This is a genomic window from Betaproteobacteria bacterium, from assembly GCA_009693245.1.
GTDB lineage: Bacteria > Pseudomonadota > Gammaproteobacteria > Burkholderiales > SHXO01 > SHXO01.
Genome location: SHXO01000023.1, coordinates 1 through 23,286, shown reverse-complemented (window position 1 = coordinate 23,286; position 23,286 = coordinate 1). Strand labels below are relative to the sequence as shown.

Here is a 23,286-nt window from a genome sequence, read left to right as displayed (position 1 = left end):
GAGGATGGAGGCGGGAGGAGAACGGCGAGGGTGCTGGATACTCCTCCCTCCTCTCTCCTCCCCCCTCCCTATTCAATAGGTCCTAACCTTCGGCTCAAAACTCTGCGCCGTTAGCGGTTTGAGATGGACGGGCTTGTAATCCAGGCGGCTACCCTCCTTGTACCAAAGGGAGTGCTTGAGAAAGTTCGCGTCGTCGCGGTTGGGGTAGTCGGCACGGTCGTGGGCGCCCCGGCTTTCCTTGCGGGCTTCGGCGCAAACCAGTGAAGCCACGGCCACCTCGATGAGGTTGTCCAGTTCAAGGGCTTCGACTCTCGCGGTGTTGAACACCTTGCTCTTGTCCTTGATCTGGGTACGTTGAGACCGCTCGGCGATTTCATTGATCTTCTTCACCCCGTCTTCGAGCAGATCGGGGAAGCGGAATACGCCGCAATAGGCCTGCATCGTGCGGCGCATGGCTGCACCCACCTCGTGCACGCTTTCGCCGTCTTTCTGGTTATCCAGACGGTTGAGGCGCGCCAGCGTGCGCTCGGCGGCATTCCCCGGTAGATCCTTGAGACCTGGGTTTTCTTGCAGGAACTTGATTACGCTATCGCCGGCGGCCTTGCCGAAGACCAGCAAATCCGTGAGGGAATTGGTGCCCAGGCGGTTGGCGCCATGTACCGAAGCGCAGCCGCATTCCCCGGCGGCGTAAAAACCCGCCACCTTGGATTCTGGATTGCCGTTCTTGGGCGCGACCACTTCGCCGTGGTAGTTGGAGGGAATACCGCCCATCTGGTAATGCACCGTGGGCACCACGGGGATGGGTTCGCTCACTGGGTCGACATTGGCGAATTTCTTCGCGATTTCCCTGATGCCCGGCAGGCGCTTTTCCACCACGTCCACGCCCAGATGGTCGAGCTTGAGGAGCACGTAATCGGCTTCCGGCCCGCAGCCGCGGCCTTCCTTGATTTCCGTGGCCATGGCGCGCGACACCACGTCGCGGCTCGCCAGATCCTTCATGGTGGGCGCATAGCGCTCCATGAAGCGCTCGCCGTTCTTGTTGAGCAGGTAACCGCCCTCCCCGCGCACGCCTTCGGTGATGAGCACCCCCGCGCCCGCCACTCCCGTGGGATGGAATTGCCAAAACTCCATATCCTCCAGCGGTATGCCGGCCCGCGCCGCCATGCCTAGGCCATCACCGGTGTTGATGAACGCATTCGTGCTGGCGGAGAACACGCGCCCTGCCCCGCCGGTGGCGAAGATGGTGGCGCGGGCGTGGAGTACGTACACCTCGCCCGTTTCCATCTCCAGGGCCGTAACGCCCAGCACCTGCCCGCTGGCATCGCGAATGAGATCCAAGGCCATCCACTCGACCAGGAAGTGGGTGTTGGCGCGCACGTTTCTTTGATAGAGGGTGTGCAACATGGCGTGACCGGTGCGGTCTGCCGCGCAGCAACTGCGCTGTACCGGGCGCTCGCCGAAATTCTGCGAATGGCCGCCAAAGGGGCGTTGGTAGACGGAGCCATTGTCATTGCGGTCGAAGGGCATTCCGAAATGTTCCAGCTCGATCACTGCCTGGGGCGCCATGCGGCACATGAATTCGATGGCATCCTGGTCGCCCAGATAGTCCGACCCCTTGATGGTGTCGTACATATGCCAGAGCCAATTGTCCTCTCCCATATTGCCGAGGGCCGCCCCGATTCCGCCTTGGGCGGCCACCGTGTGCGAACGCGTGGGGAATACCTTCGACAGCACCGCCACTTTGTAGCCGGCCTCAGCGAGTTGCAGCGAGGCTCGCATGCCCGCCCCGCCTGCCCCCACGATCACCGCATCGAAGCTTCGTTTCGGCAATGCCATCTAGATACTCCACAGAATTTGAATGGACCAGCCGGCATAGCCCACCAGGGCAACGATCGCCAGCACTTGCAGCAAGAGGCGCAGCCACGTGTCCTGGATGTAATCCATGAAGATGTCTCGCACACCGATCCAGGCGTGCCAGAACAAACTGACGAGAAAGACGAAGGTCGCAGCTTTGATGCCGGAGTGGGAGAACAACCAGCGCCAGGCCGCGAAATCGTTGGGCGGCGACACCAGTATCAAGCCGAACATCCAAAGCGAATAGAGCGCCATCACCACGGCGGTCACGCGCTGGGCGAGCCAATCCTTCAGACCGTAATGGGCTCCGACCACCACCTTGCCGGCTACCATATACGCGCTCCAAGAATGAGGGTGAGCACCAGGCTCACCGCGAGGACCGCCCAACTCGTCGCGCGCGCCGTCTTGAGCTCCGTACCCCAGTGCACATCCAGCGCCAGATAACGAATGCCCGCGCAGAAATGATGCAAGAAGCCCCAAAGGAGCGCGATCAAAAGCAGCTTGAGGAGCGGATTCGCCAGCGCTAGCTGGAACTGCTTATAACTCGCCTCGGTGCTCACGCTCGATTGAAACAAGCACAGCAGCAAGGGTAGGAACAGGAATAGCGCCGCGCCGCTGATCCGGTGCATGATGGATATCACCCCCGGCAAGGGTAGCCGGATCTTCACGAGATTCAGGTGCTTGGGCCGTTTTTTCGGCATCGGCTCGCTCTTAGTGGACATTTTTGTTCGCCCCCGATCGCGCAATCAGTTAATGAGGTTCCTGTAATGATGCAAGCGGGTGTCGCAGTAACTCATCCGCCATTCCATCGGAATACCAGAATAGGTGGTGGTCACGCGCTCCACCAGCAATAGCGGGGTTCCCAGCGCCACCTTGAGCGCTCGTCCCGCCTCGCCCATGGATTCCACGGCCCGGATGCGCTCATGGGCATGCAGGGCACGCACACCGAACGCCCCTTCGAACATGCTATAGAGCATGCACTCATGGCGTTCCACCAGCGCTTCGGACAGGCCTTTGAACAACACCGCTGGCAGGTGCACCTCCTCGAAACACACGTCATTGCCGTTCAGCGCCAGGCGTCTTATGAGCCGAAACACGGAAGCGCCGCGCTTGATCCGCAGCGCCTGCGCGCAGCGCGCATCGGCCCGTAGGCGTTCCAAGCCGGTCAACGTAGCACTCAGGCTCGCGAGTTCTCCCTGGTCCGGCGTGATGCGCAAGAAGGGAAATTGCACGCGCTCCTCGGCATGGGAGGCCACGAAAGTGCCCCGTCCCTGATAACGGACGAGCAGCTTTTCCTCCGCGAGCTCGCTGATCGCCTTGCGCACGGTGCCTTGGCTCACGTTGTAACGCTTGGCCAAGTCCAGCTCGCTGGGGATCATGGTGCCTGGCTTCCACTCGGCCGCCACCAGGCTTTGCGTAATCAAGGCCTTGATCTGGCGGTAGATGGGATGGAAGGCGGGGGAATCGTTTTGGGGCTTCATGGCGCAACCGCTATTTAGCACATTGTCCCATGCTTCGTCTACGCCAGTCTTATATAAGACATGGGACTTGTCGTTGACATGCCGAGGGGTGGTTCGCTACCATCACGCGTTTCGCATCTGCCCTCGATAGCCCCCGCTGCCCGCTGGTGCGGGAGCTACGAGCTAACTCTCAATCAAGCGGGATCACCCCATGAAAGCTCCTGTCAGAGTAGCGGTCACCGGCGCTGCCGGCCAGATCGGCTATAGCCTGTTGTTCCGTATCGCCAACGGCGAAATGCTGGGGGCCGGCCAGCCCGTCATATTGCAACTCCTGGATATTCCCCAATCCATGGCCGCCGTGAAGGGCGTGGTGATGGAATTGGAAGACTGCGCCTTCCCTCTGCTCCAGGGCATCGTGATCACCGATGATCCGAAGACCGCATTCCGGGATATCGATATCGGATTGCTGGTGGGGGCACGCCCCCGCGCCAAGGGCATGGAGCGCAAGGATTTGCTGGAGAGCAACGGCGCCATATTCACCACCCAAGGCAAGGCCCTCAACGAGGCGGCCAAGCCAGATGTGAAAGTACTGGTGGTGGGTAACCCGGCCAACACCAATGCCTATATCGCCATGCGCAACGCACCGGATTTGAGGCGCGAGTGCTTCACCGCCATGATGCGGCTGGATCATAACCGCGCACTCTCGCAGGTAGCTGGCAAGATAGGCAAACCCGTATCCAGCATTCGCAAGATCACCATCTGGGGTAACCACTCCGCCACGCAATACCCGGACTTGTTCCAGGCCGAGGCCGATGGCGAAAAAGTTTGGGGCGCCATTAACGACCAGAGTTGGTTGGAAAATCATTTCATCCCCGTTGTGCAAAAGCGCGGGGCCGCCATCATAGAAGCGCGCGGCTTGTCGAGCGCCGCCAGCGCGGCCAACGCCGCCGTGGATCATGTGCGCGACTGGGTCAGCGGCACGCGCGCGGGCGACTGGGTTTCCATGGGCGTGCCTTCGGATGGTAGTTACGGCATTCCCGAAGGATGCATCTACGGTTATCCAGTGACCTGCAAGAGCGGTCGCTATGAAGTGGTGAAGGGCATCGAGCTCAGCGAATTCAGCAAGGCGCGCATGCAGGCCACTCACAAGGAATTGCTCGAAGAGCGCGACGCCGTCAAACATTTGCTCGGATAACATGACTCTTGCGTCCGCGGGCGCCCGCTTCCGGCAAGCGGTTGCCGACGAAAAACCACTGCAAGTCATCGGCGCGATTAACGCTTACCATGCGCGCCTTGCGCAACGTACAGGCTACCGCGCGATTTACCTCTCTGGCGGAGGTGTCGCCGCCGGCTCCTTGGGGCTACCGGACCTGGGCATCAGCACGCTGGACGACGTACTGACCGACGTACGCCGCATTACCGATGCGTGCGCCCTGCCCTTGCTGGTGGATGTGGATACCGGTTTCGGGGGCGCCTTCAACATCGCGCGTACGGTGAAGTCCCTCATAAAATTTGGCGCCGGGGCCATGCACATCGAAGACCAGGTGCAAGCCAAACGCTGCGGCCACCGCCCCAATAAGGAAATCGTCTCGCAGGCGGAAATGGTGGACCGCATCAAAGCCGCGGTGGATGCGCGCACCGATCCCGATTTCGTCATCATGGCCCGCACCGATGCGCTCGCCGTGGAAGGCCTGCAATCCGCCGTGGACCGCGCCTGTGCCTGCGTGGAAGCCGGCGCGGACATGATCTTTCCCGAGGCGATGACCGAGCTTGGCATGTACCGGCAATTCGCCGGTGAGGTGAAGGTTCCCGTGCTGGCGAACATTACGGAATTCGGCAGCACCCCGCTCTTCACCGTGGATGAGCTGCGCTCGGCCAACGTGAGCTTGGTGCTCTATCCGCTATCGGCTTTCCGCGCCATGAATAAAGCCGCGCTGAACGTCTACCAAAGCGTGCGCCGCGATGGCACTCAGAAAAACGTCGTGGACACCATGCAAACGCGCGCGGAACTCTACGACTTCCTCGACTATCACGATTACGAAAGTAAGCTTGACCAGCTTTTCGCCAAGGAAAAATGAGACACCCATGAGCACGCAGACACCGGCGCCCGCCGCACCCAAACCCAAAAAATCCGTCGCCCTGTCCGGCGTACCGGCCGGAAACACCGCGCTGTGCACCGTAGGCCTGGCCGGTAACGATTTGCACTACCGTGGTTACGACATTCTCGACTTCGCCAGCAGCGCGCAATTCGAGGAGGTGGCCTACTTGCTCATTCACGGCAAACTACCCAACTCCGCCGAATTGGCGGGCTACAAGCGCAAATTGAAAGCGCTGCGCGGATTACCCGCCACGGTGCAAGACATCCTCGAATGCATTCCCGCCAACACCCATCCCATGGACGTGTTGCGCTCGGGCTGCTCGGCCATGGGCGCTGTGCTGCCAGAGCCGGAGGATCATAAACTCGCCATTGCGCGCAATATTGCCGACCGCCTGATCGCGAGCTTCGGCTCCATGTTGCTGTACTGGTATCACTTCTCCCATTCAGGACGCCGCATCGAGGTGGAGACTGACGACGATTCCGTGGGCGGGCACTTCTTGCATTTGTTGCACGGCCGGCCCCCTTCGCTATTGTGGGAGCGCGCCATGCACACCTCGCTTATCCTCTACGCGGAGCACGAATTCAACGCATCCACCTTCGCCGCCCGGGTAATCGCGGGCACGGGCTCGGATATGTACTCGGCCATCACGGGTGCCATCGGTGCCTTGAAGGGCCCCAAGCATGGCGGTGCCAACGAGTTCGCCTTCGATGTCATCGGCCGCTACGACTCACCCGGCAGCGCGGAAGCCGACATCGTGCGCCGCATTGCCGAGAAGCAGATCATCATTGGCTTTGGCCATCCCGTGTACACCATCGCCGACCCACGTAACAAGGTCATCAAGGAAGTCGCCCGCATCCTCTCGGAGGATGCCGGCGATAGGAAGCTCTACGATATTTCCGAGCGCATCGAAACCGTGATGTGGCGCGAGAAGAAAATGTTCCCCAACCTGGATTGGTACAGTGCCACCAGCTACCACATGATGGGCGTGCCCACCGCCATGTTCACCACGGTCTTCGTTATCAGCCGCACCGCCGGCTGGTCCGCCCACGTCATAGAACAACGCATCGACGGCAAGATCATCCGCCCCAGCGCCCACTACACGGGGCCGGAGGATTTGAAGTGGGTGCCCATTGAAAACCGGTGAGGCGTGAGGCGTCAGGCGTGAGGCGTAAAACCAGGATTCGCGCTTTTGACGTTACGCCTCACACCTGACGCCTCACGCCTAACCAACCATACAACTATCCCAATGTCCGCCCACATCTCAAACGTACGTCCCAAGCCCGACAAAGTTCTCGCCGACATCGCCCACTACGTTTCCAACTATACGATCCGCAGCCAGGAGGCTTACGATACGGCGCGTTACTGTTTGATGGATACGCTGGGCTGCGGCTTCGAAGCGCTCGAATATCCGGCGTGCACCAAGCTTCTTGGGCCGGTGGTACCCGGCACGATGGTGCCCAACGGTGCGAAAGTGCCTGGCACTTCCTTTCAACTTGATCCCATTCAAGCCGCATTCAACATCGGCACGATGATCCGCTGGCTGGATTTCAACGACACCTGGCTCGCCGCCGAGTGGGGACATCCCTCGGATAATTTGGGCGGCATTCTCGCCGCCGCCGATTGGCTCTCCCGCAACGCGCTGGCCAAGGGCAAGAAGCCCTTCACGGTGAAGGACGTGTTGACAGCCATGATCAAGGCCCACGAAATTCAGGGCTGCATCGCATTGGAGAACAGTTTCAATAAGGTGGGCCTGGATCACGTGGTGTTGGTGAAGGTCGCCTCTACCGCCGTGGTGGCCGAGATGATGGGCTTGAACAAGGAAGAAATCATCAACGCCTTGTCCTTGGCCTGGGTGGATGGGCAAGCATTGCGCACCTACCGGCACACGCCCAACACCGGATCGCGCAAGAGCTGGGCGGCGGGAGATGCCACCAGCCGCGCCGTGCGGCTCGCGTTAATCGCCAAGACCGGCGAGATGGGTTATCCCTCCGTGCTAAGCGCCAAGGGCTGGGGTTTCTACGACGTGCTGTTCAAGGGCAACGCTTTCAAGTTCCAGCGCCCCTACGGCTCCTACGTGATGGAGAACGTGCTGTTCAAGATATCCTTCCCAGCGGAATTCCATTCCCAGACCGCCGTGGAAGCCGCCATGCAGATTCACGCGGATCTTGCCAAGCTCAAGAAAAGCGCCGAGGACATCAAGAAAATCACCATCCGCACCCACGAAGCCTGCATCCGCATCATCGACAAGAAAGGGCCGCTCAACAACCCGGCCGACCGCGATCATTGCGTGCAATACATGGTGGCCGTGCCGATTCTCTTCGGCCGCCTCACGGCGCCGGACTACGAAGATAACATCGCCAATGATCCGCGCATCGACAAGCTGCGCGACAAGATCGAATGCGTGGAAGACAAGCAATTCACCAAGGATTATCACGACCCCGAGAAGCGCTCCATCGCCAACGCCCTCACGGTGGAATTCAAGGACGGCAAGAAGATGAAGGAGATCGTGGTGGAATACCCCATCGGCCACAAACGCCGCCGCAAGGAAGGCATGCCCGTGCTGGTGGAAAAATTCAAGACGAATTTAGCGCGCCGCTTTCCCGCGAAACAGCAACAAGCCATCCTGGATCTTTGTCTAGACGCCAAGAAACTCGATGCCACCCCGGTGAACGAGTTCGTCGATATGATGGCGATCTAGCTAGGTGAGCTCTTCAGACCGCACGAGCCGCACTCTCTGCGCCTCGGAGCGGTGGGCTCCGAGGCGCTCTCATGCTTGTTGTACTACTTCTCCTGCACAGCCACTCCGCGCACTTCGTCGGCGCGAGCGCATGTAGGAAATACTACAAAGACCGAGCGCGAGCAAGCCCAAGGTCGACGATGGCTCGTCGACAGCCGAAGGTGGTGTTTGGTCGGAAGTCCAGCCCCCCGCCCCATGCGCGGATCGTCACCATCGAAGAGAGTGACCGCAGTTTTGCCACGCTGGAGAACCGGTCCGAAGAACTTTCTCGTTTACTCGGAAATTTCTGTAGCACCGCGCACTGACTCAATACTCGTTGAACTCGTATTCCCCGCGCTCTACGCCTACGCCATCGGCTCGAACAATGCCGCTATGTCCTCGGCACTCAGGGCGGTCCCGCCCTTCTGGGCGCCGTCCAGCAAGCTCGCGGCCAGTGCCGCCTTGTTCTTCTGCATGGCCGTGATCTTTTCTTCCACGCTGCCGGCGACAATGAGTTTGTAGACGAACACCGGTTTGTCTTGCCCGATGCGGTGCGCGCGGTCGGTAGCTTGGTTTTCCACCGCGGGGTTCCACCACGGGTCGTAATGAATCACCGTGTCGGCGGCGGTAAGATTCAAGCCGGTGCCGCCGGCCTTCAGGCTGATGAGGAACAACTTCACCTCGCCGTTTTGGAAGGCCTTTACCGGTTGCTCGCGGTTGCGGGTGTCGCCCGTGAGCTTTACGTAGCGAATGCCAAGCGCCTTGAGTCGCTCTTCGATCAGAGCGAGCATGCTGGTGAACTGGGAGAACAGCAGCACGCTGCGGCCCTCATCGATCAGCTCCGGCAGCATCTCCATGAGCATTTGCAGTTTGGCGGAGTCCCTCACTTTCTTGGCTGCGTCGATCTTGAGCAAGCGCGGGTCGCAACAGATTTGGCGCAACTTGAGAAGCGCATCGAGCACGATGATGTGGCTCTGCGCGAATCCGCGCGCTTGAATTTCGGCGCGCACTTTCTCGTGCAAGCTGACTCGCACGGCTTCGTAGAGGTCCCGCTGCGCCCCCCCGAATTCCACGCTGCGCAGGATCTCGCTCTTGGGCGGCAATTCGGCGGCCACTTGCTCCTTCGTGCGGCGCAAGATGAAAGGGCGGATGCGCCGGGCGAGGCTTTGCCTTCTGAATTCGTCGCCGTGCTTCTCGATGGGAGTGCGATAGGTGCGGCGAAAGGTTTTCTCGTCCCCGAGAAACCCTGGCATCAGGAAGTGGAACAACGACCATAGTTCGCCCAGATGATTTTCCAGGGGCGTTCCCGTCATGCACAGGCGGTGGCGCGCATTCAACTGGCCGGCGATGCGCGCCGCCTGGGTCTGTGCGTTCTTGATGAGTTGGGCTTCGTCGAGGATCACCAAGTGGAATGGTTGTTTGAGCAGGACATCCTTGTCGCGGGCGAGCAAGGGATAGGTGGTGAGCACCACGTCGGCATTCGCGAACTGGCCAAAGGCGGCCTTACGGTCCAATCCGTGGGAGACGTGCACGCGCAGTTGCGGCGCGAAGCGCTGGGCCTCGGCGCGCCAGTTGGGCAGCACGCTGGTGGGCGAAATTACGAGCACCGGCCGGTCCAAGCGCCCGCTCTGCTTTTCCAGCAGCACGTGGGCAAGTGCCTGCACGGTCTTGCCCAGGCCCATGTCGTCGGCGAGAATTCCGTTGATACCGAACTCGCGCAAAAACCCAATCCACGACAGGCCATCGCTCTGGTAGGCGCGTAGTGACGCCCCAAAACCAGGCGGCGCGGCCACCTGGGCGATGCGCTCGAAGTGCGCAAGCCGCCGCCCCAGCGCGCGCAGGTCCTCGCCGCCTTGCCAGCGCAGATCGGTGGATGCTTCCAGATGTGCCAAGCGCGCCGCGTCCAATCGTGGTAGCCGCGCCGTGTCACTGTCCTTGTCGAGCAACTCGTGCACGATGGCCAAGATGCCACGCAAGCGCGCGACGGGCGCGGGGAACAAACGACCATCGTCTAGCGTAAGGATGATCTGCTGGTCCGCGGCGGTTTTGGGATCGTTCAGCGTGAGGGCCAAGTCCGCATCGTCGCGTAGAGCGGCCAACACGATGGGCAGCAAGTCGGAGCGCTTACCATCGATATCGGCTTCGAGATGAAAGTCGAACCAATCCTGGCCCGATGTCTCGATTCGCGCCGACCAATCAGACACCCGCGCCACGCGAAAACGGAAATTTTCGTCTGTCTCCAGGCGCCAGCCTTGGGACTCGAGCCTGGGAAAATCGAAAGCCATGAAGGCTACCCAATCGTCCGGGTCCATCATGGTGTAATCGTTCCTGTGCGCGCCGGTGTAATGGCGCAGGGCGTACGACACCTTCGCGAACCCGGCTTGCTCCAGCACTCGGTGGGCGGCCCTTTCCGTCTTGGCGTCACGCTTCATGCGCCACAGCTTGCCGTCGCGGAAACTGGTCACCAACCCCGGCGTGTCGCGGGCTACTGGAACACCATCGTAGTCAAAGCTCAGGGTAGCCACCTCGAGCGGCTCCCCGAAGGGATGATTGCGCGCGCCATAAATGCCATGGGTAACCAGGGACATCAGACGCAGGCAAGGCGTGATCGTCTTCGCGCTCACGTCCTGTGTCTCGGGAACGACCGGGAGGGGGACGTGGGCGCCCATGCGAAGGGCCGCGAGAGAGGATTGCACGGGCTCCACCTGGTCCATTGGTATTTCCGGCGTGCGCGCCAGCAAGTCCGCCAGATGCATGGGGACCGCCAGCACAATGGGGCCGCACTCGCCGCGCTCGGTATCGACGTACCATGGTGGTCCAAGTGGTAGGAACGTGTTGCTCGCGGGCTGCGTGGCGATGCGCAGGCGTTGCGTGCCGAGGTGATCGAATTCCCAGGCGATGCTTCCCGTGCGCTCGCCCGCGAGTTTCAGCGCGGGCCCCCTGAGCGAATCCCAATGACAACGCCCGGTGGCCAGCATGCGCGCAAGCAGGTCCGCCCCATTGGCGCCGTGCAGAAAGAAACTTCCATCCACGCTTCGTTGCGCGTCGAGTAAGAGCTGGCGCAATACCCGCAAGTCGTCCGCCAGCACGAAGGCAGGCGGGCGCTCCAGCGCGCCTTGCACATTCGTCCATGAGGCCGCCGAACCATACTCGCCGGATTTGAGGATGCGCGCGATCATGGTACGCAGTCCTAGGCGCCGCTCGCCCAAGTGTTCATGGATTTTCAGGACATAGAGCAGCCGGTGAATGGTGCCCGGCGCATATTGCTCGGTGGGAACCTCGGGGGCCGCCGTGCGCGCCGTAAGATCCAGCCAAGATTGCAAGGCCGGGGACATTTCCTTGCGTACGGGTGCGGGGGCACGCGGGCGCGCCGCGGGCGCCGGTGCCGCTTTGGGCCGGGCGGGCTCGGCGCTACCATTTAAGTGCGCGAGCAGCGCCGCCGCCACGTGCTTGCAGTTGATGTGCATGGGGCAGCTGCACACGCCGTAAATGTTTGCCCCGGTGCGACCTCGTACCACGAGGACGGAAACTTCATAGGGCTGGATCTCGTTACCCTTCACCCGCGCCGTCAGCGAGCCCGGGCGCTCCCCGCGCTTCAGAGCGCTTACGTGCCCTTCCCTCGCGTACTGGGAGCCCCGCTCGACGAAGCGGCTGTCGAGGTTTCGCTCTATATCGCGCAGGGTGTAGGCCGTCATGGCGGGGATCGATACCAAAACCCGCCATTGTACGGACCCGCCAGCGCACCTAGAGGACTGCCACGGACTTATACCCCTAGGATTTTCGAGCCCACCGGCCCCTGCAGTCCGTTTTTTCCACGCCCGCCTAAAGCCCTCTCATTCGCGGCCGAAAACCGGAGGGTTACAAGAACATGACCGCTTCGATGCACACGGCCCCCTTTAGCGCGATCTCCATTCCCCCGTCGAAGCACAAGCCAGACGCATGGCCATCATCCCCTGAAAAATCATGAGCTTGTCCGCCCTCGTAGAGGCCATCGAAATGATGCCGGACGCCGTCCTCCTCACGGAGGCGTCTGGAAAGATCACCGCCGTCAACGACGAAGCGGTGAGATTGACCGGTTACTCCAGACACGAACTCCTGTCCCTGGGCATGGACGTGCTAATACACGACCAACCGGGGCGCCGTACATCGGGAAAGCGTGGCGCCCAGCAGCCGTCCGGCTCCGCGGACACCTTGAAGGACATTACGCTTGCCCGCAAGGACGGCAGCCGTCTAGTGGTGGGTTTGCGCAGCTTCCCGGTCAAAGGCCAAGCGCTGGTCATGGCAACGCTGCGCGATGCCAGCAGGCTGCGCGCGGCACAGCAGCGGGCACGCTGGAGCGAGGACCGCTTTCGCGGCCTTGCTAGGCTATCTTCCGACTGGTATTGGGAGCAGGACGAGAATCTGCGTTTTACCTATTTCTCCAAGTTCGATCAGGGCGCCCATCTGCACGACCCGGGCGCCTCGCTGGGCAAGACACGCTTCGAACTCCCCTTCGAGTGGGAGAGCGAAGAGACCAAGCAAGTGCATCGCGCCATGCTGGAGCAACGCTTGGCGTTTCGCGATCTGCTGTTGCGGGATCCCAAGGCCGACCGCTGGATTCTGGTATGCGGAGAACCCCGCCATGACGATGAGGGGCAGTTCGCCGGCTATCGTGGCGTTACCCGCGAGATCACCCATGAAAAACGAGACGAACGCGCGCTCAAGCAAACCGAGGAGCGCTTTCGCCATCTCACCGAGCTCGCCTCCGACTGGTACTGGGAGCAATACGAGCGGTTGCTCTTCACCTTCTTCTCCGGCAATGCCGCGAGTCATAACGACAAGGCATCCTCGTCCTACCTGGGGAAGACGCGCTTCGAGATGTCCTACGAGTGGGAAAGCGAGGAAGCCAAGATACAGCATGCCACCACCCTCGAAAACCGGCGGCCTTTTCGCGATTTGCTGCTGCGAGACCGTGAGCAGGATCGCTACTACCTCATCAACGGCGACCCCCTATTCGGCGCCGGGGGGCTATTTACCGGCTACCGGGGTACGGGTACCGATGTTACCCAGGAGAAGCGCGCGGAACGCTCCCTGCGGCAGAGCGAGGAGCGCTTTCGCGATCTGGCCGCCTTGTCTTCCGACTTCTACTGGGAACAAGACGCTGGCTTACGCTTCACCTACTTCCCAGATAACGCCGCCGAAAAGTCCATTCTCCCCGTGCAAGACCTCCTTGGAAAAACAAGATTCGAGGTAGCCGCCGAATTCGAATCCGAGCAAGCGAGGCAGGAGCACTGGGAAACCCTCCAGGCGCGCAAACCCTTTCGTGATTTGGTGATGAAGAGTGCCAGCGCCCCACGTTGGATTTCCGTGAACGGCAAACCGATCTTCGATGAAGCGGGCGCCTTCGTGGGCTACCGCGGCACGGGGCGCGATATCACGCAAATGAAAATTGCTTCGGATCGTAGCGAATACCTGGCCACGCGCGACCAGGTCACCGGGTTACCCAACCGCGCCCTGCTCAACGACCGCCTGCACAACGCCATGAGCACAGGCCTCAAAGTGGGCGTGCTGTTCATCGATCTCGACCGCTTCAAGAACGTCAATGACACCTTGGGACATGAAACCGGGGACAACTTGCTGCGCGAAGTGGCGCGCCGCCTCGAAGCCAGCGTACGCAGGGAAGACACGGTGGCGCGACTCGGTGGCGACGAATTTGTCGTCGTGCTCAAGGGAGTCCAGGATTCCCAGGATGTGAGTACCATCGCCAGCAAACTGTCGGCATCCTTGGCCGAGCCCTTAAGCATCGACTGGCATTCCTTGCTGACGGGCGCCAGTGTCGGCATCGCCGTGTTTCCGGAAGATGGCGGCGATGCCGCTACCCTAATACAACGGGCGGATACCGCTATGTACCAGGCGAAGGCCTACGGGCGCGGCCAGATTCGTTTCTTTTCCCAGGAGCTTGCCCACCGCCTCACCAGAAAAGTCATCCTCGAACGCGAGTTTCGCCATGCCTTGGAGCAAGATGAACTACTCATTCTGCTTCAACCGCAATTAGATGTGCGAACGCAGGCTCTGGTGGGAGCCGAAGTGCTGGTGCGCTGGCAACACCCCGAGCGCGGCCTGTTGCCGCCGAAGGACTTTATCGGCGTCGCGGAGGAAACCTGGCTCATCATCCCCATGGGCGAGCAAGTCTTGCGCAAAACCTGCGAAAAAATCCGTACCTGGATAGACCAGGGATTCGATGTGCCGCGCATCGCGGTCAACGTATCGGCCCGGCAGTTCGCCCATGGCAAGGCCTTGCTCGATCATTTCGAGAACCTGTTGGTGGCAGGCGGCTTGGATGGCAAACTCCTCGAATTCGAAATCACCGAATCCATGCTGGCCCACGAGCAGGAGCAGCGCGAAGCCGGGGTCCTATGGAATTTGGCGGCCGCCTGGGCAAAGATCACTATCGACGACTTCGGCACCGGCTATTCCTGCATGAGTTACCTACGCTACCTTCCCATTCACGCCATCAAGATCGACCGGTCTTTCATTGAGGGTATCGAGGACAGCAGCGACGCGACAGCCATCGTGCGCGCCATCATCGCATTGGCGCGCAGCCTGGGATTGACCGTGACCGCCGAAGGCGTGGAAAGCGAACCTCAGTTACAGGCACTAAGAGAACTGCGCTGCGATAATTATCAGGGGTTCCTCGCCACCGCGCCCATTCCCCCGGAGGAGTTCCTCTCCCGCTACCTCAAGAAGCTTCCGCAACCCTCGGTCACTGATATCGAAGGGCTTCGATTGGCTTGAGCAGGGACGCCTTGCGCGCGGGATAAAAACCGAAGAACACGCCCACCGCCGCCGCCACGGCGAAGGCAAGCGCCACCGAGGCGAGCGTCACCACCACGAAGGTGCCCGCGGTCTGGCTCACCAGATAAGCGCAACCAATGCCCAGCCCCACGCCGATCACGCCACCCATCACGGACACCACCAGCGCTTCCAGCAGGAACTGAAGGAGTACGTCGCGCCTGCGCGCGCCCACGGCCATGCGTATTCCAATTTCGCGCGTGCGCTCCGTCACCGACACCAGCATGATGTTCATAATGCCTATGCCTCCGACCACCAGCGAGATGGAGGCGACCGCGCCCAGCATCATGGACATGACCTTCGTGGTTTGCGCCTGAACATCGGCCGCCGCGCTCAAATTTCGGATCATGAAATCGGGCTCTCCTTGCGGGGGGATGCGATGACGCTCGCGTAACAGCCCACCCATGGAGCGTTCGGCACTCGCCATCGTGTCACCGGAAACCGCTTGCACCATGATCATGCGCACGGCGTCGGGAAATGGCGAGCCGAAGAGTTTGCGCCGCGCGGTGGTGAGTGGCACCAGCACGGTGTCGTCCTGGTCGCGCCCGTCGAAGCTTTGCCCCTTCGCCGCCAAGGTGCCCACGACGGTGAAGGGTGCGTTGCGAATGCGAACGGTCTTACCCACGGGCGATTCCTCGCCGAATAACTGGCGCGCCACCGTCCCCCCCAACAAGGCCACCCTGGCCATGGCGCGCAAATCCGTATCGGCGAAGGCATAGCCTTGTTCGATGCGCCAGCCGCGCACCTCGAAATACGACGGCGTCACTCCCAGCACTTGGGTGCTCCAGTTGGCCGCCCCGTAAACCACTTGGCCAGACCCAGGAAAGAGCGGCGCCACCGCCGCCACCGCGGGGAGTTCCGCGATGGCCTGGGCATCGGCTCCCGTTAGGGTGCTCGCACCGCCGCTGCCGCTGCGTACTCCGCTGGCCGTCGAGGAACCGGGAAGCACGATGAACAAATTGCTTCCCATGCTCTGGATAGCGAGTTCCACTTGGCTTTGGGCGCCCGCGCCGATGGCCGCCATCAACACCACCGCGCCCACGCCGATCACCAGTCCCAGCATGGTGAGGAAGGTGCGCATGCGGTTTCCCGCCATGCTGCGCAGCGCTTCGCGCAGTAGGCTGAAGATCATGCCCGCGCCCATTCCATCCTGCGCACGAATTCCTCCTTGGGCCCGTCGTAGGCGATGCGCCCGTCCACGAAATTCACCAGGCGCCGGGCGCGGCGGGCGATGTCCGCTTCGTGGGTAACCAACACCACGCTCAATCCCATGCTGGCGTTGAGTTCCGTGAACAGATCCATGATCTCACCGCTGGTGTGCGTATCGAGGTTACCCGTGGGCTCGTCGGCCAAGAGCAATTTCGGCGAGTTGGCCAAGGCACGGGCGATGGCAACCCTTTGCTGCTGGCCGCCGGAAATGTGGTTGGGAAAATACTCGGCGTAACGCTCCAGCCCCACGCGCTTGAGCATTTGCACCGCTATCAACTGGCGCTCTACGCGCGGCATGCCGGAGTAAAGCAGCGGTAAGGCCACGTTATCCCGCAAGTTCACTCTGGGGAGCAAGTTGAACCCTTGAAACACGAAGCCGATGAAGCGGTTTCTAAGGCCGGCCATGCGGTCGTGAGTCAAGGACGCGGTGTCCTGGCCATCCAACCAGTAACGTCCTTGCGTGGGCGTATCGAGGCACCCCAGAATGTTCATGAAGGTGGTCTTGCCGGAACCCGAGGGACCCATCAGGGCCACGAATTCCCCGGGGATGATGGTGAGATTCACATCCCTCAATACGGGTTGCGGCCCGGCGTCCGTGTCGTATTGCTTGTGCACGCCTTCGGCGCGCACCACGGGGTGCAACTGCGCCTGCATCAGAAGACGCGCATGCGGAAGGGTTGGGGTGCGCCGCCAGCGCTGGGTTCGCTGAGTAATTCTTCCACCACCACTTGCTCGCCTTCGCCGATATCCCCCGACAACACCTCGCTGAAGCGGCTATCCGCGATGCCGATGGCGAGCGTTACTGGCACCAGCTTGCCTAGGCGCAAGACATGGACAGTAGTGGGGCGCCCGCGCGGCTTTTCCGCGGGATTGGAGCCTTCGCGCTTACGCGGCTCGGTACGCTCCTTGGCACTTGGCTTGAAGCGCAAGGCCGCGTTGGGCACGAGCAGGGCGTTCGCGCGCTTCTCGATCTGCACGTTGAGGTAGGCGGTCATGCCCGGCATCAACTTCAAATCCTTGTTCTGCACGTGCACCACCACGTTATAGGTCACCACGTTTTGCTGGGTGATGGGGTTCAGGCGGATTTGCTGCACCTCGCCCTCGAACTTATGCTCGGGGAAGGCATCCACCGTCAAGCGCACGCCCTGCCCCACGCGGATCTTGCCCACGTCGGCCTCCGCCACGTTGGAATCCACCCGCATGACGGAAAGATCCTTCGCGATCTTGAACAAGGTGGGCGTTTGAAAACTCGCCGCCACGGTCTGGCCAACGTCCACTTCGCGCGATACCACCACGCCGGATACCGGGGAACGTATCACGGTGTAGGCGAGGTTGGCGTTGTCGCGAGCGAGTTTTCCCAGGGCCGTGCGCAGCAAAGCCTGCGCGGTTTCGCGTCCTTGTATGGCACGCTCCAGCTCTTGCCGCGAGACATACTCCTGGGAGAAGAGCTGGTGCATGCGTGCTTCCTCCGCCATGGCCAGCTTGAGTTGGGAGCGCATGTTGGACACTTCCCCGCTGCTTTGCTCCACCGCCGCGCGAAACGTGGTGGCATCGAGTTCCAGCAACGTCTGGCCTTGCGCCACCTTGTCGTTGAAGTCCGCGCGCAAGGCCACGACGGTACCGGACACTTGCGTGCCCACGCTCACCAGCGTGAGGGGATTGAGCGTGCCATTGGCGGTGACCGATTGCAGTAAATCCGCGCGGCGCACCTCTTCGAAACGGTAGCGCTCCTCGATGGATTTTTCATTACTGGCCCGCCAATAATTCCATGCGATGTATGCCGCGCCCATCACCAACGCCAGGACTCCCAGTCGCGCCAGGTAATACCGCAGTCTCTTATTCAATTCTTGCTCACCTGGTGTTGGCGGTATCGAACATGGAGCGGTCGAGAATTCCCAAGGCTCGCGCCAGGGAAGACTTGGCCAAATTCCACCGGTAACGCGCTTGGATGTCTTGCTGGTTGGCGTTGGCCAGGGTAGCTTGGGCGTTGAGCAAATCCGTCACCGTTCCCACGCCGGATTTGTACCGCCCCAGCGCCACGTTATAGGACTCCTGCGCGCTGCTGGCCAAGTCCTCCGCGCTCATTACCGACTGACGCTGGGTGCGCAAGTCTTGATAGGCGCGCCATACTTCGAGGGCCGCGTCTTGCCCCAAGCGGTCCGTGGCCGCGATCTGGGCTTCTAGTTGCTGTTCCGCCAGCAACTTCTGGTAGGCCGTACGCTTGCCCGTATAGAGTGGTACGCTCAGCGACAAACCCACGGCCCCAGTGCGAGGATCGGAGCCCGGCGCGGATTGCGTGGCACCTAGGGAACCCGATAGCGAGAGCACCGGCCGGCCCGCGCTTTCCTGAATCCTAACGTTCTCGCGGGCAGCGCGTATCTGCGCCTGAGCCGCCGCCAGATCGGGCCGCTGTTGTTTCGCCATGGCGAGCAAGGATGGCACGTTTTGCTCGGCTACTTCCCCCGCGCCGAAGTCCCGCGATGCCACGACCTTCAGATCCAGATCCACCGGCACTCCCAGCGCGCTCGCCAGCACGCCTTGCGCATTGGCCAGATCGCCTTCCGATTGGACGCGATTCAAGCGGTCTTGCGAGTTCGCCGTTTGGGCCTGCAACACATCGGCGCGGGTGGCGGTACCGGCCTTCAATCGCGCACGCGCGACTTCCAAGTTTTGCATGCTCGATTGCTCGGCGGCGCGCGCGGACTGGAGTGCTTCCGACGCACCGGCCAGTTGGTAATACGCGGTGACGGCGCCGAGGATCACTGTCTGCACCGTGGCGCTGTGCGTCCAATTGGCCGCCGTCAAGGCTTCTTGTGCCTGCCGCAAGCCGGCCTCGCGCCCGCCGAAATCCAGCAGCAGGTAACTCAGAGTGAGCACCGCCGAGAGATCCGTCGCGCCGCCCGGATTGGAGACGTTTCTCGTCTCCGAGCGATCAAGACCGGCGTTCCCCGTGACTTGCGGGCGGTAGGGCACTCTCGCCAGCTCCGCCTGGGTTGCGGAAACCTTGGCCGCGATCCACGATTGGCGGGTGCGCGGGTTGTTGCACAGGGCGATATCGATGGTCTGCGCAAGCGCCAGGACCGACCCGGCGGCCGGCGCGCTCGGGCAAGGCAAGGGCTGCGCAGCATGGATCACGGCGTTTACGGAAAAAACGGCGGCAACCAATATGAGAAATAATTTAGATGCTCTTCGAAAACGCTTTGGCGAGTCCATGTATGGCGCAGGTTAGCAGATCACGGCCGGGCCTTGATGAACTGAAGGTGCACATAGGCGAGTTCTGCACTAGACTTGCTCATCTGTATTTTGGTTCGGCATATTTGCCCAACACACTATTATGCAACCCACACTTAGGCAACCCACTCTATTTGTCTCCCACGGCGCCCCCACCATGGCGCTTGAGCCCGGCGCTGCGGGCGCGGCCTTGAGCGCCTTGGGCAAGCGCCTGCCACGGCCCTCATCCATACTCATTATCTCGCCTCACTGGGATTCCCCATCGGCGGTGGTGAGCAGCGCGGTCCGCCCGCAAACCATCCACGATTTCCACGGCTTTCCGGCACCGCTCTATGAGCTACGTTACCCAGCATCCGGCGCGCCCGCCATGGCACAGCGCGTGACCGAATTACTACAAGCGGCGGGAATTCCCTGCGCAAGCGATCCCATGCGCGGACTGGACCATGGCGCCTGGTCTCCGTTGCGCTTCCTGTTTCCCGAGGCGGACATTCCGGCGGCGCAACTCTCGCTGCAATCGCAGCGCGATCCAAGCTACCAGGTTCACGTGGGCCGCGCGCTGGCGCCCTTGCGCGATGAGAACGTGCTCATCATCGGCTCGGGCAGCATGACGCACAACCTGAGCGAGTTTCGCGGCAAACGCTTCGACAGCCCGCCGCAACCCTACGTCACCGAATTTCAGGAGTGGTTCGCGCGCCGGATCGGCGCGCGCAACTTGGAGGAACTAATGGATTACCGGCGGCTGGCACCCAACGCCGCGCGGGCGCATCCCGAGGACGAGCATTTGCTACCGCTGTTCATTGCCATGGGCGCTAACGGCGAATCGCGCCAAGTGGAGCGCTTGGTCGACGAAGTGATCTACGGCATGCTCGCCATGGATGCTTACATTTTTCATTGAGACCATGCTGAAATATTTCCTTATCGCCTCGATACTAAGTTCCCCTGCGCTAGCAGGGGAACTTCCGCTCTTCGATGCCCATCTGCATTACAGCGGCAATGCCTGGGCGGAATATCCGCCGCAGGCCGTGATCGAGTTGCTCGACCGGGCAGGCGTGAAGAAAGCGTTGCTCTCCTCCACGCCCATCGAGGGTACTCTCAAGCTCTACAACCACGCACCGGAACGGTTTGTTCCCGAGCTACGGGTATACCGAAAAACCAAGAGTTTGGAGACTTGGCCGGCCGAGCGATCGGTGTGGTTCAAGGACCCGGAATTGATTCCCTTCCTTGAACAGGAACTGCAACGGGGAATTTATCGTGGCATTGGGGAGTTTCACGTAAACGGCCATGAGGTGGATACGCCCGTGATGCGCCAGCTCGTGGACCTCGCCGTTACGCGCAATCTCCATCTTCACGCCCACAGCGATGCGCAGGCCATAGCCTTACTGTTTTCCTTCAACCCCAAGGCCAGGATCATTTGGGCCCACGCCGGCATGAGCACACCGCCCAAGGAGATTGGAGAATTCATGGCGCGCTATCCCGCGTTGTGGGCGGATTTGTCGTATCGCGATCTCGCCACGGGCGGGAGCATCGACCCGGAATGGAAAGCGTTGCTCCTGCGCTTCCCGGACCGCTTCCTCTACGGCAGCGATACCTGGATGCCCTTTCGCTGGCCGCAAGTCCCGGCCCTGGCACAGTAAGCCCGCCATTGGCTTGGCCAATTACCAGCCGAGGTCGCGGAACAAATCGCTTACAAGAATGCAGAAAAACTATTCTAGGGAATCGCTGATCACGTATTCCGTTCGTCGTGAGCTTGTCGAACCATGAACGGGAGGTCTCGTAAACATCGGCGCGTTGCCAGGACCGCCCTACGATCGTTCGACAGGCTCACGATCAGGGCGAACGCGCTTAATCAGTGTTAGCGCTTGGATGAGCAATCCACCCACAACCTATGTGATCGGCTCCGGCGCCGGCTTCGCGGGAGATCGCATCGAACCCGCGGTGAACATGGCGCGCTCTGGCACCGTCGATGCCATCGCGCTGGAGTGCCTCGCCGAGCGCACGCTGATCGCCGCACTTCGCAATCGCCAGGCGAATGCGCAGACCGGTTATGACCCGCGACTGCGCCGGCGCCTGGCGCCGCTGCTTGCGGCCACAGGCAAGCGTTGCCGCGTGCTGTCGAACCTCGGTGCCGCGAACCCCGCGGCGGCGGCTCGCGCAGTCCGCAAGCTGGCGGCAGAAGCCGGCGCTGGCGATCTGCGCGTCGCGGGAGTCGTGGGCGATGACCTGGCCAACCGGGTGGGCGAGATCGAATGGATGGAGCCCACGGCGGGCGGCGAATGGATCGGGGCACACGCCTATCTGGGTATCGATCCCATGGTGGAGGCCCTGGCGGCGGGTGCGGATGTCGTCATCACCGGCCGGGTAGCCGATTCATCGCTGTTCGCGGCCGCGCCCGTGCACGCCATTGGACTTGAGCACGCGGCACTTGCGGGCGCATTGACCCTTGGCCACCTGCTCGAATGTTCCGGGCAGCTTTCCGGGGGAAATTTGAGCGAACCTGGCGTTCCCGATTTGACACCCGAGGAATATGCTCGCATCGGCTACCCGGTGGGCGAACTGCAACGCGATGGTTCAGCGCTCATCCGGCTGCTCGATGGCGAGCCGGGACGCATCAATGTGGCCGGTTGCACGCTGCAACTGCTCTACGAGGTGCATGATCCGCGCGCCTACATCACGCCGGACGCGGTGCTGGATTTCTCCGGCATCGAGTTCGAGCAGACCGGCCCGAATCGCGTGCGCATGACCGGTGCCCGCGCGCTCGCACGGCCAGAACGCCTCAAGGTCATCGGCTTTCTCGCGCGCCGGGGGTTGGTGGCGGATATCGAGATCGCCTTCGCGGGAACCGGCGCGCTCGCGCGTGCCCGCAATGCCGCCGAGATATTGCGCCTGCGTCTCACGCGCGAGATGAACGAATCCGATCTGCGCATCGACCTCGTGGGCGTGAATTCGGTCCTGGGCGCCGCATCGCTTCCGCTCGCCGCGGAACCCCCGGAATTGCGTGTGCATGTCTCGGCACGCTGCGATGATGCGCAGATCGCCCAAATGGTTGAGGATGAGGTTTACACGCTCACAATCTCCGGACCAGCCGCCTGCGGCAGCGTACGCAGCGAGCGGCGCCCGCGCATCGAATCGATCACCGGATTCATCCCGCGCGAGCGCGTACCCACGCATATCGAATGGGGCCACGAGTGACGCACTCTGTAAGCGCAAAGCGCGTCGGCAGCATTGCCACGGGACGCTCCGGCGACAAGGGCGATGTGCTCGATCTGACCATCGTCGCGTACAACGAAAAGGACTACGCCCTCCTCTCCCGGTTTCTTTCCGTGGAGCGTGTCACGGATGCGCTGGCGCGCGTGGCGCCCAGCCCGGTGGAGCGCCACGAGTTGCCGAAGCTGCGCGCGCTCAAATTCGTGGCTCCGCGCGCATTGCCCGGCGGCGTACAGGCCTCGCTGCATGCAGGCTTGCACTGGCAGAAAGCCGCGGCGGCGCTGCTGCTCGAACTCCCGTTGCCTATGGAGGAGCAGGAATGAGCAGCGAGAAGACTGCCGAACACAGCAGCCATCGAAGTACATCGGCCCTACGGCAAACCGAGCGAGAAAATCCGATAATCTCGGCGGACTCCCCGGTGCAGAGAAAATGCGGAACTTGGCCGCCTATCCCGCACGCCGGAACGCGACCGGATCCCCACGTTCCCTGCAAGGGCGCTTTTGCAAGGCATTGATTGGGTAGCTGTCTGTATGCTCAAAGAGGTGGTTTCCGAGATGCCACACGGTGCTAGGGATTGCGTGATAGACGGAAAGCGTCCGTGTTATAACGCGGACGCTTTCCAGTGATTACATGTTAGGCCCCGCTGAATGGCGTAGAGTCGCAAAGCCTTCGGGGAATGCAT

Annotated in this window: 18 protein-coding genes; 9 read left to right on the top strand and 9 right to left on the bottom strand. The window is 61.6% G+C overall.

The features are described from left to right. Positions 1-72 precede the first annotated feature (72 nt). Genes EXR36_05690 through EXR36_05675 form a run of 4 tightly spaced genes read right to left on the bottom strand, consistent with a single transcriptional unit; the run spans position 73 to position 3,335 of the window. Positions 73-1,836, bottom strand: coding sequence for a succinate dehydrogenase flavoprotein subunit (locus EXR36_05690; GenBank protein MSQ59136.1), 1,764 nt, complete (start codon positions 1,834-1,836; stop codon positions 73-75). Continuing rightward, complete coding sequence (sdhD, locus tag EXR36_05685) at positions 1,837-2,187, bottom strand: succinate dehydrogenase, hydrophobic membrane anchor protein (protein MSQ59135.1); 351 nt, start codon at positions 2,185-2,187, stop codon at positions 1,837-1,839. It abuts the gene before it with no gap. Continuing rightward, entirely contained in the window at positions 2,181-2,555 is a 375-nt protein-coding gene (gene sdhC / locus EXR36_05680) for a succinate dehydrogenase, cytochrome b556 subunit (GenBank protein ID MSQ59134.1), read from the bottom strand. Before sdhC ends, sdhD begins: the two co-directional genes overlap by 7 nt. 45 nt (positions 2,556-2,600) lie before the next feature. Further along, the gene (locus EXR36_05675; GenBank protein ID MSQ59133.1) at positions 2,601-3,335 is read right to left on the bottom strand and encodes a GntR family transcriptional regulator; all 735 of its coding nucleotides are present in this window, start codon (positions 3,333-3,335) and stop codon (positions 2,601-2,603) included. Between the two features lie 190 nt (positions 3,336-3,525). Between EXR36_05675 and EXR36_05670 the strand changes: the two genes are divergently transcribed. The 4 genes from EXR36_05670 to EXR36_05655 all read left to right on the top strand — a co-directional run bounded on the left by EXR36_05670 (position 3,526) and on the right by EXR36_05655 (position 8,111). Continuing rightward, the gene (locus tag EXR36_05670) at positions 3,526-4,509 is read left to right on the top strand and encodes a malate dehydrogenase (GenBank protein ID MSQ59132.1); all 984 of its coding nucleotides are present in this window, start codon (positions 3,526-3,528) and stop codon (positions 4,507-4,509) included. A 1-nt stretch (position 4,510) separates the two neighbouring features. Next, positions 4,511-5,392 carry a methylisocitrate lyase gene (gene prpB / locus EXR36_05665; GenBank protein MSQ59131.1) on the top strand — a complete coding sequence of 294 codons (882 nt, stop codon included), beginning with the start codon at positions 4,511-4,513 and terminating at the stop codon, positions 5,390-5,392. Between the two features lie 7 nt (positions 5,393-5,399). Continuing rightward, a complete protein-coding gene (locus EXR36_05660; GenBank protein MSQ59130.1) occupies positions 5,400-6,557 on the top strand; it encodes a 2-methylcitrate synthase in 1,158 nt (385 codons plus the stop codon). Positions 6,558-6,659: 102 nt separating this feature from the next. Continuing rightward, the gene (locus EXR36_05655; protein MSQ59129.1) at positions 6,660-8,111 is read left to right on the top strand and encodes a bifunctional 2-methylcitrate dehydratase/aconitate hydratase; all 1,452 of its coding nucleotides are present in this window, start codon (positions 6,660-6,662) and stop codon (positions 8,109-8,111) included. 383 nt (positions 8,112-8,494) lie between these two features. Here the strand turns inward: EXR36_05655 and EXR36_05650 are convergent, their stop codons facing one another. Beyond that, entirely contained in the window at positions 8,495-11,824 is a 3,330-nt protein-coding gene (locus EXR36_05650) for a helicase SNF2 (GenBank protein ID MSQ59128.1), read from the bottom strand. Positions 11,825-12,092: 268 nt separating this feature from the next. Between EXR36_05650 and EXR36_05645 the strand changes: the two genes are divergently transcribed. Then, on the top strand, positions 12,093-14,903 hold the full coding sequence (locus tag EXR36_05645) for a bifunctional diguanylate cyclase/phosphodiesterase (protein MSQ59127.1): 2,811 nt from the start codon (positions 12,093-12,095) through the stop codon (positions 14,901-14,903). On the opposite strand, the gene EXR36_05640 is transcribed toward EXR36_05645, so the two are convergent. The 4 genes from EXR36_05640 to EXR36_05625 all read right to left on the bottom strand — a co-directional run bounded on the left by EXR36_05640 (position 14,872) and on the right by EXR36_05625 (position 19,382). Further along, the gene (locus EXR36_05640; protein ID MSQ59126.1) at positions 14,872-16,092 is read right to left on the bottom strand and encodes an FtsX-like permease family protein; all 1,221 of its coding nucleotides are present in this window, start codon (positions 16,090-16,092) and stop codon (positions 14,872-14,874) included. The genes EXR36_05645 and EXR36_05640 overlap by 32 nt on opposite strands. Further along, positions 16,089-16,823, bottom strand: a complete 735-nt coding sequence (locus EXR36_05635; GenBank protein MSQ59125.1) for an ABC transporter ATP-binding protein — start codon at positions 16,821-16,823, stop codon at positions 16,089-16,091. Before EXR36_05635 ends, EXR36_05640 begins: the two co-directional genes overlap by 4 nt. Continuing rightward, on the bottom strand, positions 16,823-17,959 hold the full coding sequence (locus EXR36_05630; GenBank protein MSQ59124.1) for an efflux RND transporter periplasmic adaptor subunit: 1,137 nt from the start codon (positions 17,957-17,959) through the stop codon (positions 16,823-16,825). The genes EXR36_05635 and EXR36_05630 overlap by 1 nt, the downstream gene beginning before the upstream one ends. Before the next feature lie 61 nt (positions 17,960-18,020). Next, on the bottom strand, positions 18,021-19,382 hold the full coding sequence (locus tag EXR36_05625; GenBank protein ID MSQ59123.1) for a TolC family protein: 1,362 nt from the start codon (positions 19,380-19,382) through the stop codon (positions 18,021-18,023). 121 nt (positions 19,383-19,503) lie between these two features. On the opposite strand from EXR36_05625, the gene EXR36_05620 reads away from it, so the two are divergent. The 4 genes from EXR36_05620 (at position 19,504) to EXR36_05605 (ending at position 22,927) form a co-directional block, all read left to right on the top strand. Continuing rightward, positions 19,504-20,295 carry a dioxygenase gene (locus EXR36_05620; protein MSQ59122.1) on the top strand — a complete coding sequence of 264 codons (792 nt, stop codon included), beginning with the start codon at positions 19,504-19,506 and terminating at the stop codon, positions 20,293-20,295. Continuing rightward, entirely contained in the window at positions 20,276-21,034 is a 759-nt protein-coding gene (locus EXR36_05615) for an amidohydrolase (protein ID MSQ59121.1), read from the top strand. The genes EXR36_05620 and EXR36_05615 overlap by 20 nt, the downstream gene beginning before the upstream one ends. Positions 21,035-21,263: 229 nt before the next feature. Next, positions 21,264-22,589 (top strand): DUF1446 domain-containing protein, encoded by a 1,326-nt coding sequence (locus EXR36_05610; GenBank protein MSQ59120.1) that lies wholly within the window; start codon positions 21,264-21,266, stop codon positions 22,587-22,589. Then, positions 22,586-22,927, top strand: coding sequence for a hypothetical protein (locus EXR36_05605; GenBank protein ID MSQ59119.1), 342 nt, complete (start codon positions 22,586-22,588; stop codon positions 22,925-22,927). Before EXR36_05610 ends, EXR36_05605 begins: the two co-directional genes overlap by 4 nt. The last annotated feature ends 359 nt before the right edge of the window (positions 22,928-23,286 follow it).

What these genes read in the sequence shown, in the direction of transcription:
- EXR36_05690 (MSQ59136.1), bottom strand. Translation starts at nt 1,836, where the DNA reads ATGGCATTGCCGAAACGAAGCTTCGATGCGGTGATCGTGGGGGCAGGC.
- sdhD (MSQ59135.1), bottom strand. Translation starts at nt 2,187, where the DNA reads ATGGTAGCCGGCAAGGTGGTGGTCGGAGCCCATTACGGTCTGAAGGAT.
- sdhC (MSQ59134.1), bottom strand. Translation starts at nt 2,555, where the DNA reads ATGCCGAAAAAACGGCCCAAGCACCTGAATCTCGTGAAGATCCGGCTA.
- EXR36_05675 (MSQ59133.1), bottom strand. Translation starts at nt 3,335, where the DNA reads ATGAAGCCCCAAAACGATTCCCCCGCCTTCCATCCCATCTACCGCCAG.
- EXR36_05670 (MSQ59132.1), top strand. Translation starts at nt 3,526, where the DNA reads ATGAAAGCTCCTGTCAGAGTAGCGGTCACCGGCGCTGCCGGCCAGATC.
- prpB (MSQ59131.1), top strand. Translation starts at nt 4,511, where the DNA reads ATGACTCTTGCGTCCGCGGGCGCCCGCTTCCGGCAAGCGGTTGCCGAC.
- EXR36_05660 (MSQ59130.1), top strand. Translation starts at nt 5,400, where the DNA reads ATGAGCACGCAGACACCGGCGCCCGCCGCACCCAAACCCAAAAAATCC.
- EXR36_05655 (MSQ59129.1), top strand. Translation starts at nt 6,660, where the DNA reads ATGTCCGCCCACATCTCAAACGTACGTCCCAAGCCCGACAAAGTTCTC.
- EXR36_05650 (MSQ59128.1), bottom strand. Translation starts at nt 11,824, where the DNA reads ATGACGGCCTACACCCTGCGCGATATAGAGCGAAACCTCGACAGCCGC.
- EXR36_05645 (MSQ59127.1), top strand. Translation starts at nt 12,093, where the DNA reads ATGAGCTTGTCCGCCCTCGTAGAGGCCATCGAAATGATGCCGGACGCC.
- EXR36_05640 (MSQ59126.1), bottom strand. Translation starts at nt 16,092, where the DNA reads ATGATCTTCAGCCTACTGCGCGAAGCGCTGCGCAGCATGGCGGGAAAC.
- EXR36_05635 (MSQ59125.1), bottom strand. Translation starts at nt 16,823, where the DNA reads ATGCAGGCGCAGTTGCACCCCGTGGTGCGCGCCGAAGGCGTGCACAAG.
- EXR36_05630 (MSQ59124.1), bottom strand. Translation starts at nt 17,959, where the DNA reads ATGGGCGCGGCATACATCGCATGGAATTATTGGCGGGCCAGTAATGAA.
- EXR36_05625 (MSQ59123.1), bottom strand. Translation starts at nt 19,382, where the DNA reads ATGGACTCGCCAAAGCGTTTTCGAAGAGCATCTAAATTATTTCTCATA.
- EXR36_05620 (MSQ59122.1), top strand. Translation starts at nt 19,504, where the DNA reads ATGCAACCCACACTTAGGCAACCCACTCTATTTGTCTCCCACGGCGCC.
- EXR36_05615 (MSQ59121.1), top strand. Translation starts at nt 20,276, where the DNA reads ATGCTTACATTTTTCATTGAGACCATGCTGAAATATTTCCTTATCGCC.
- EXR36_05610 (MSQ59120.1), top strand. Translation starts at nt 21,264, where the DNA reads ATGAGCAATCCACCCACAACCTATGTGATCGGCTCCGGCGCCGGCTTC.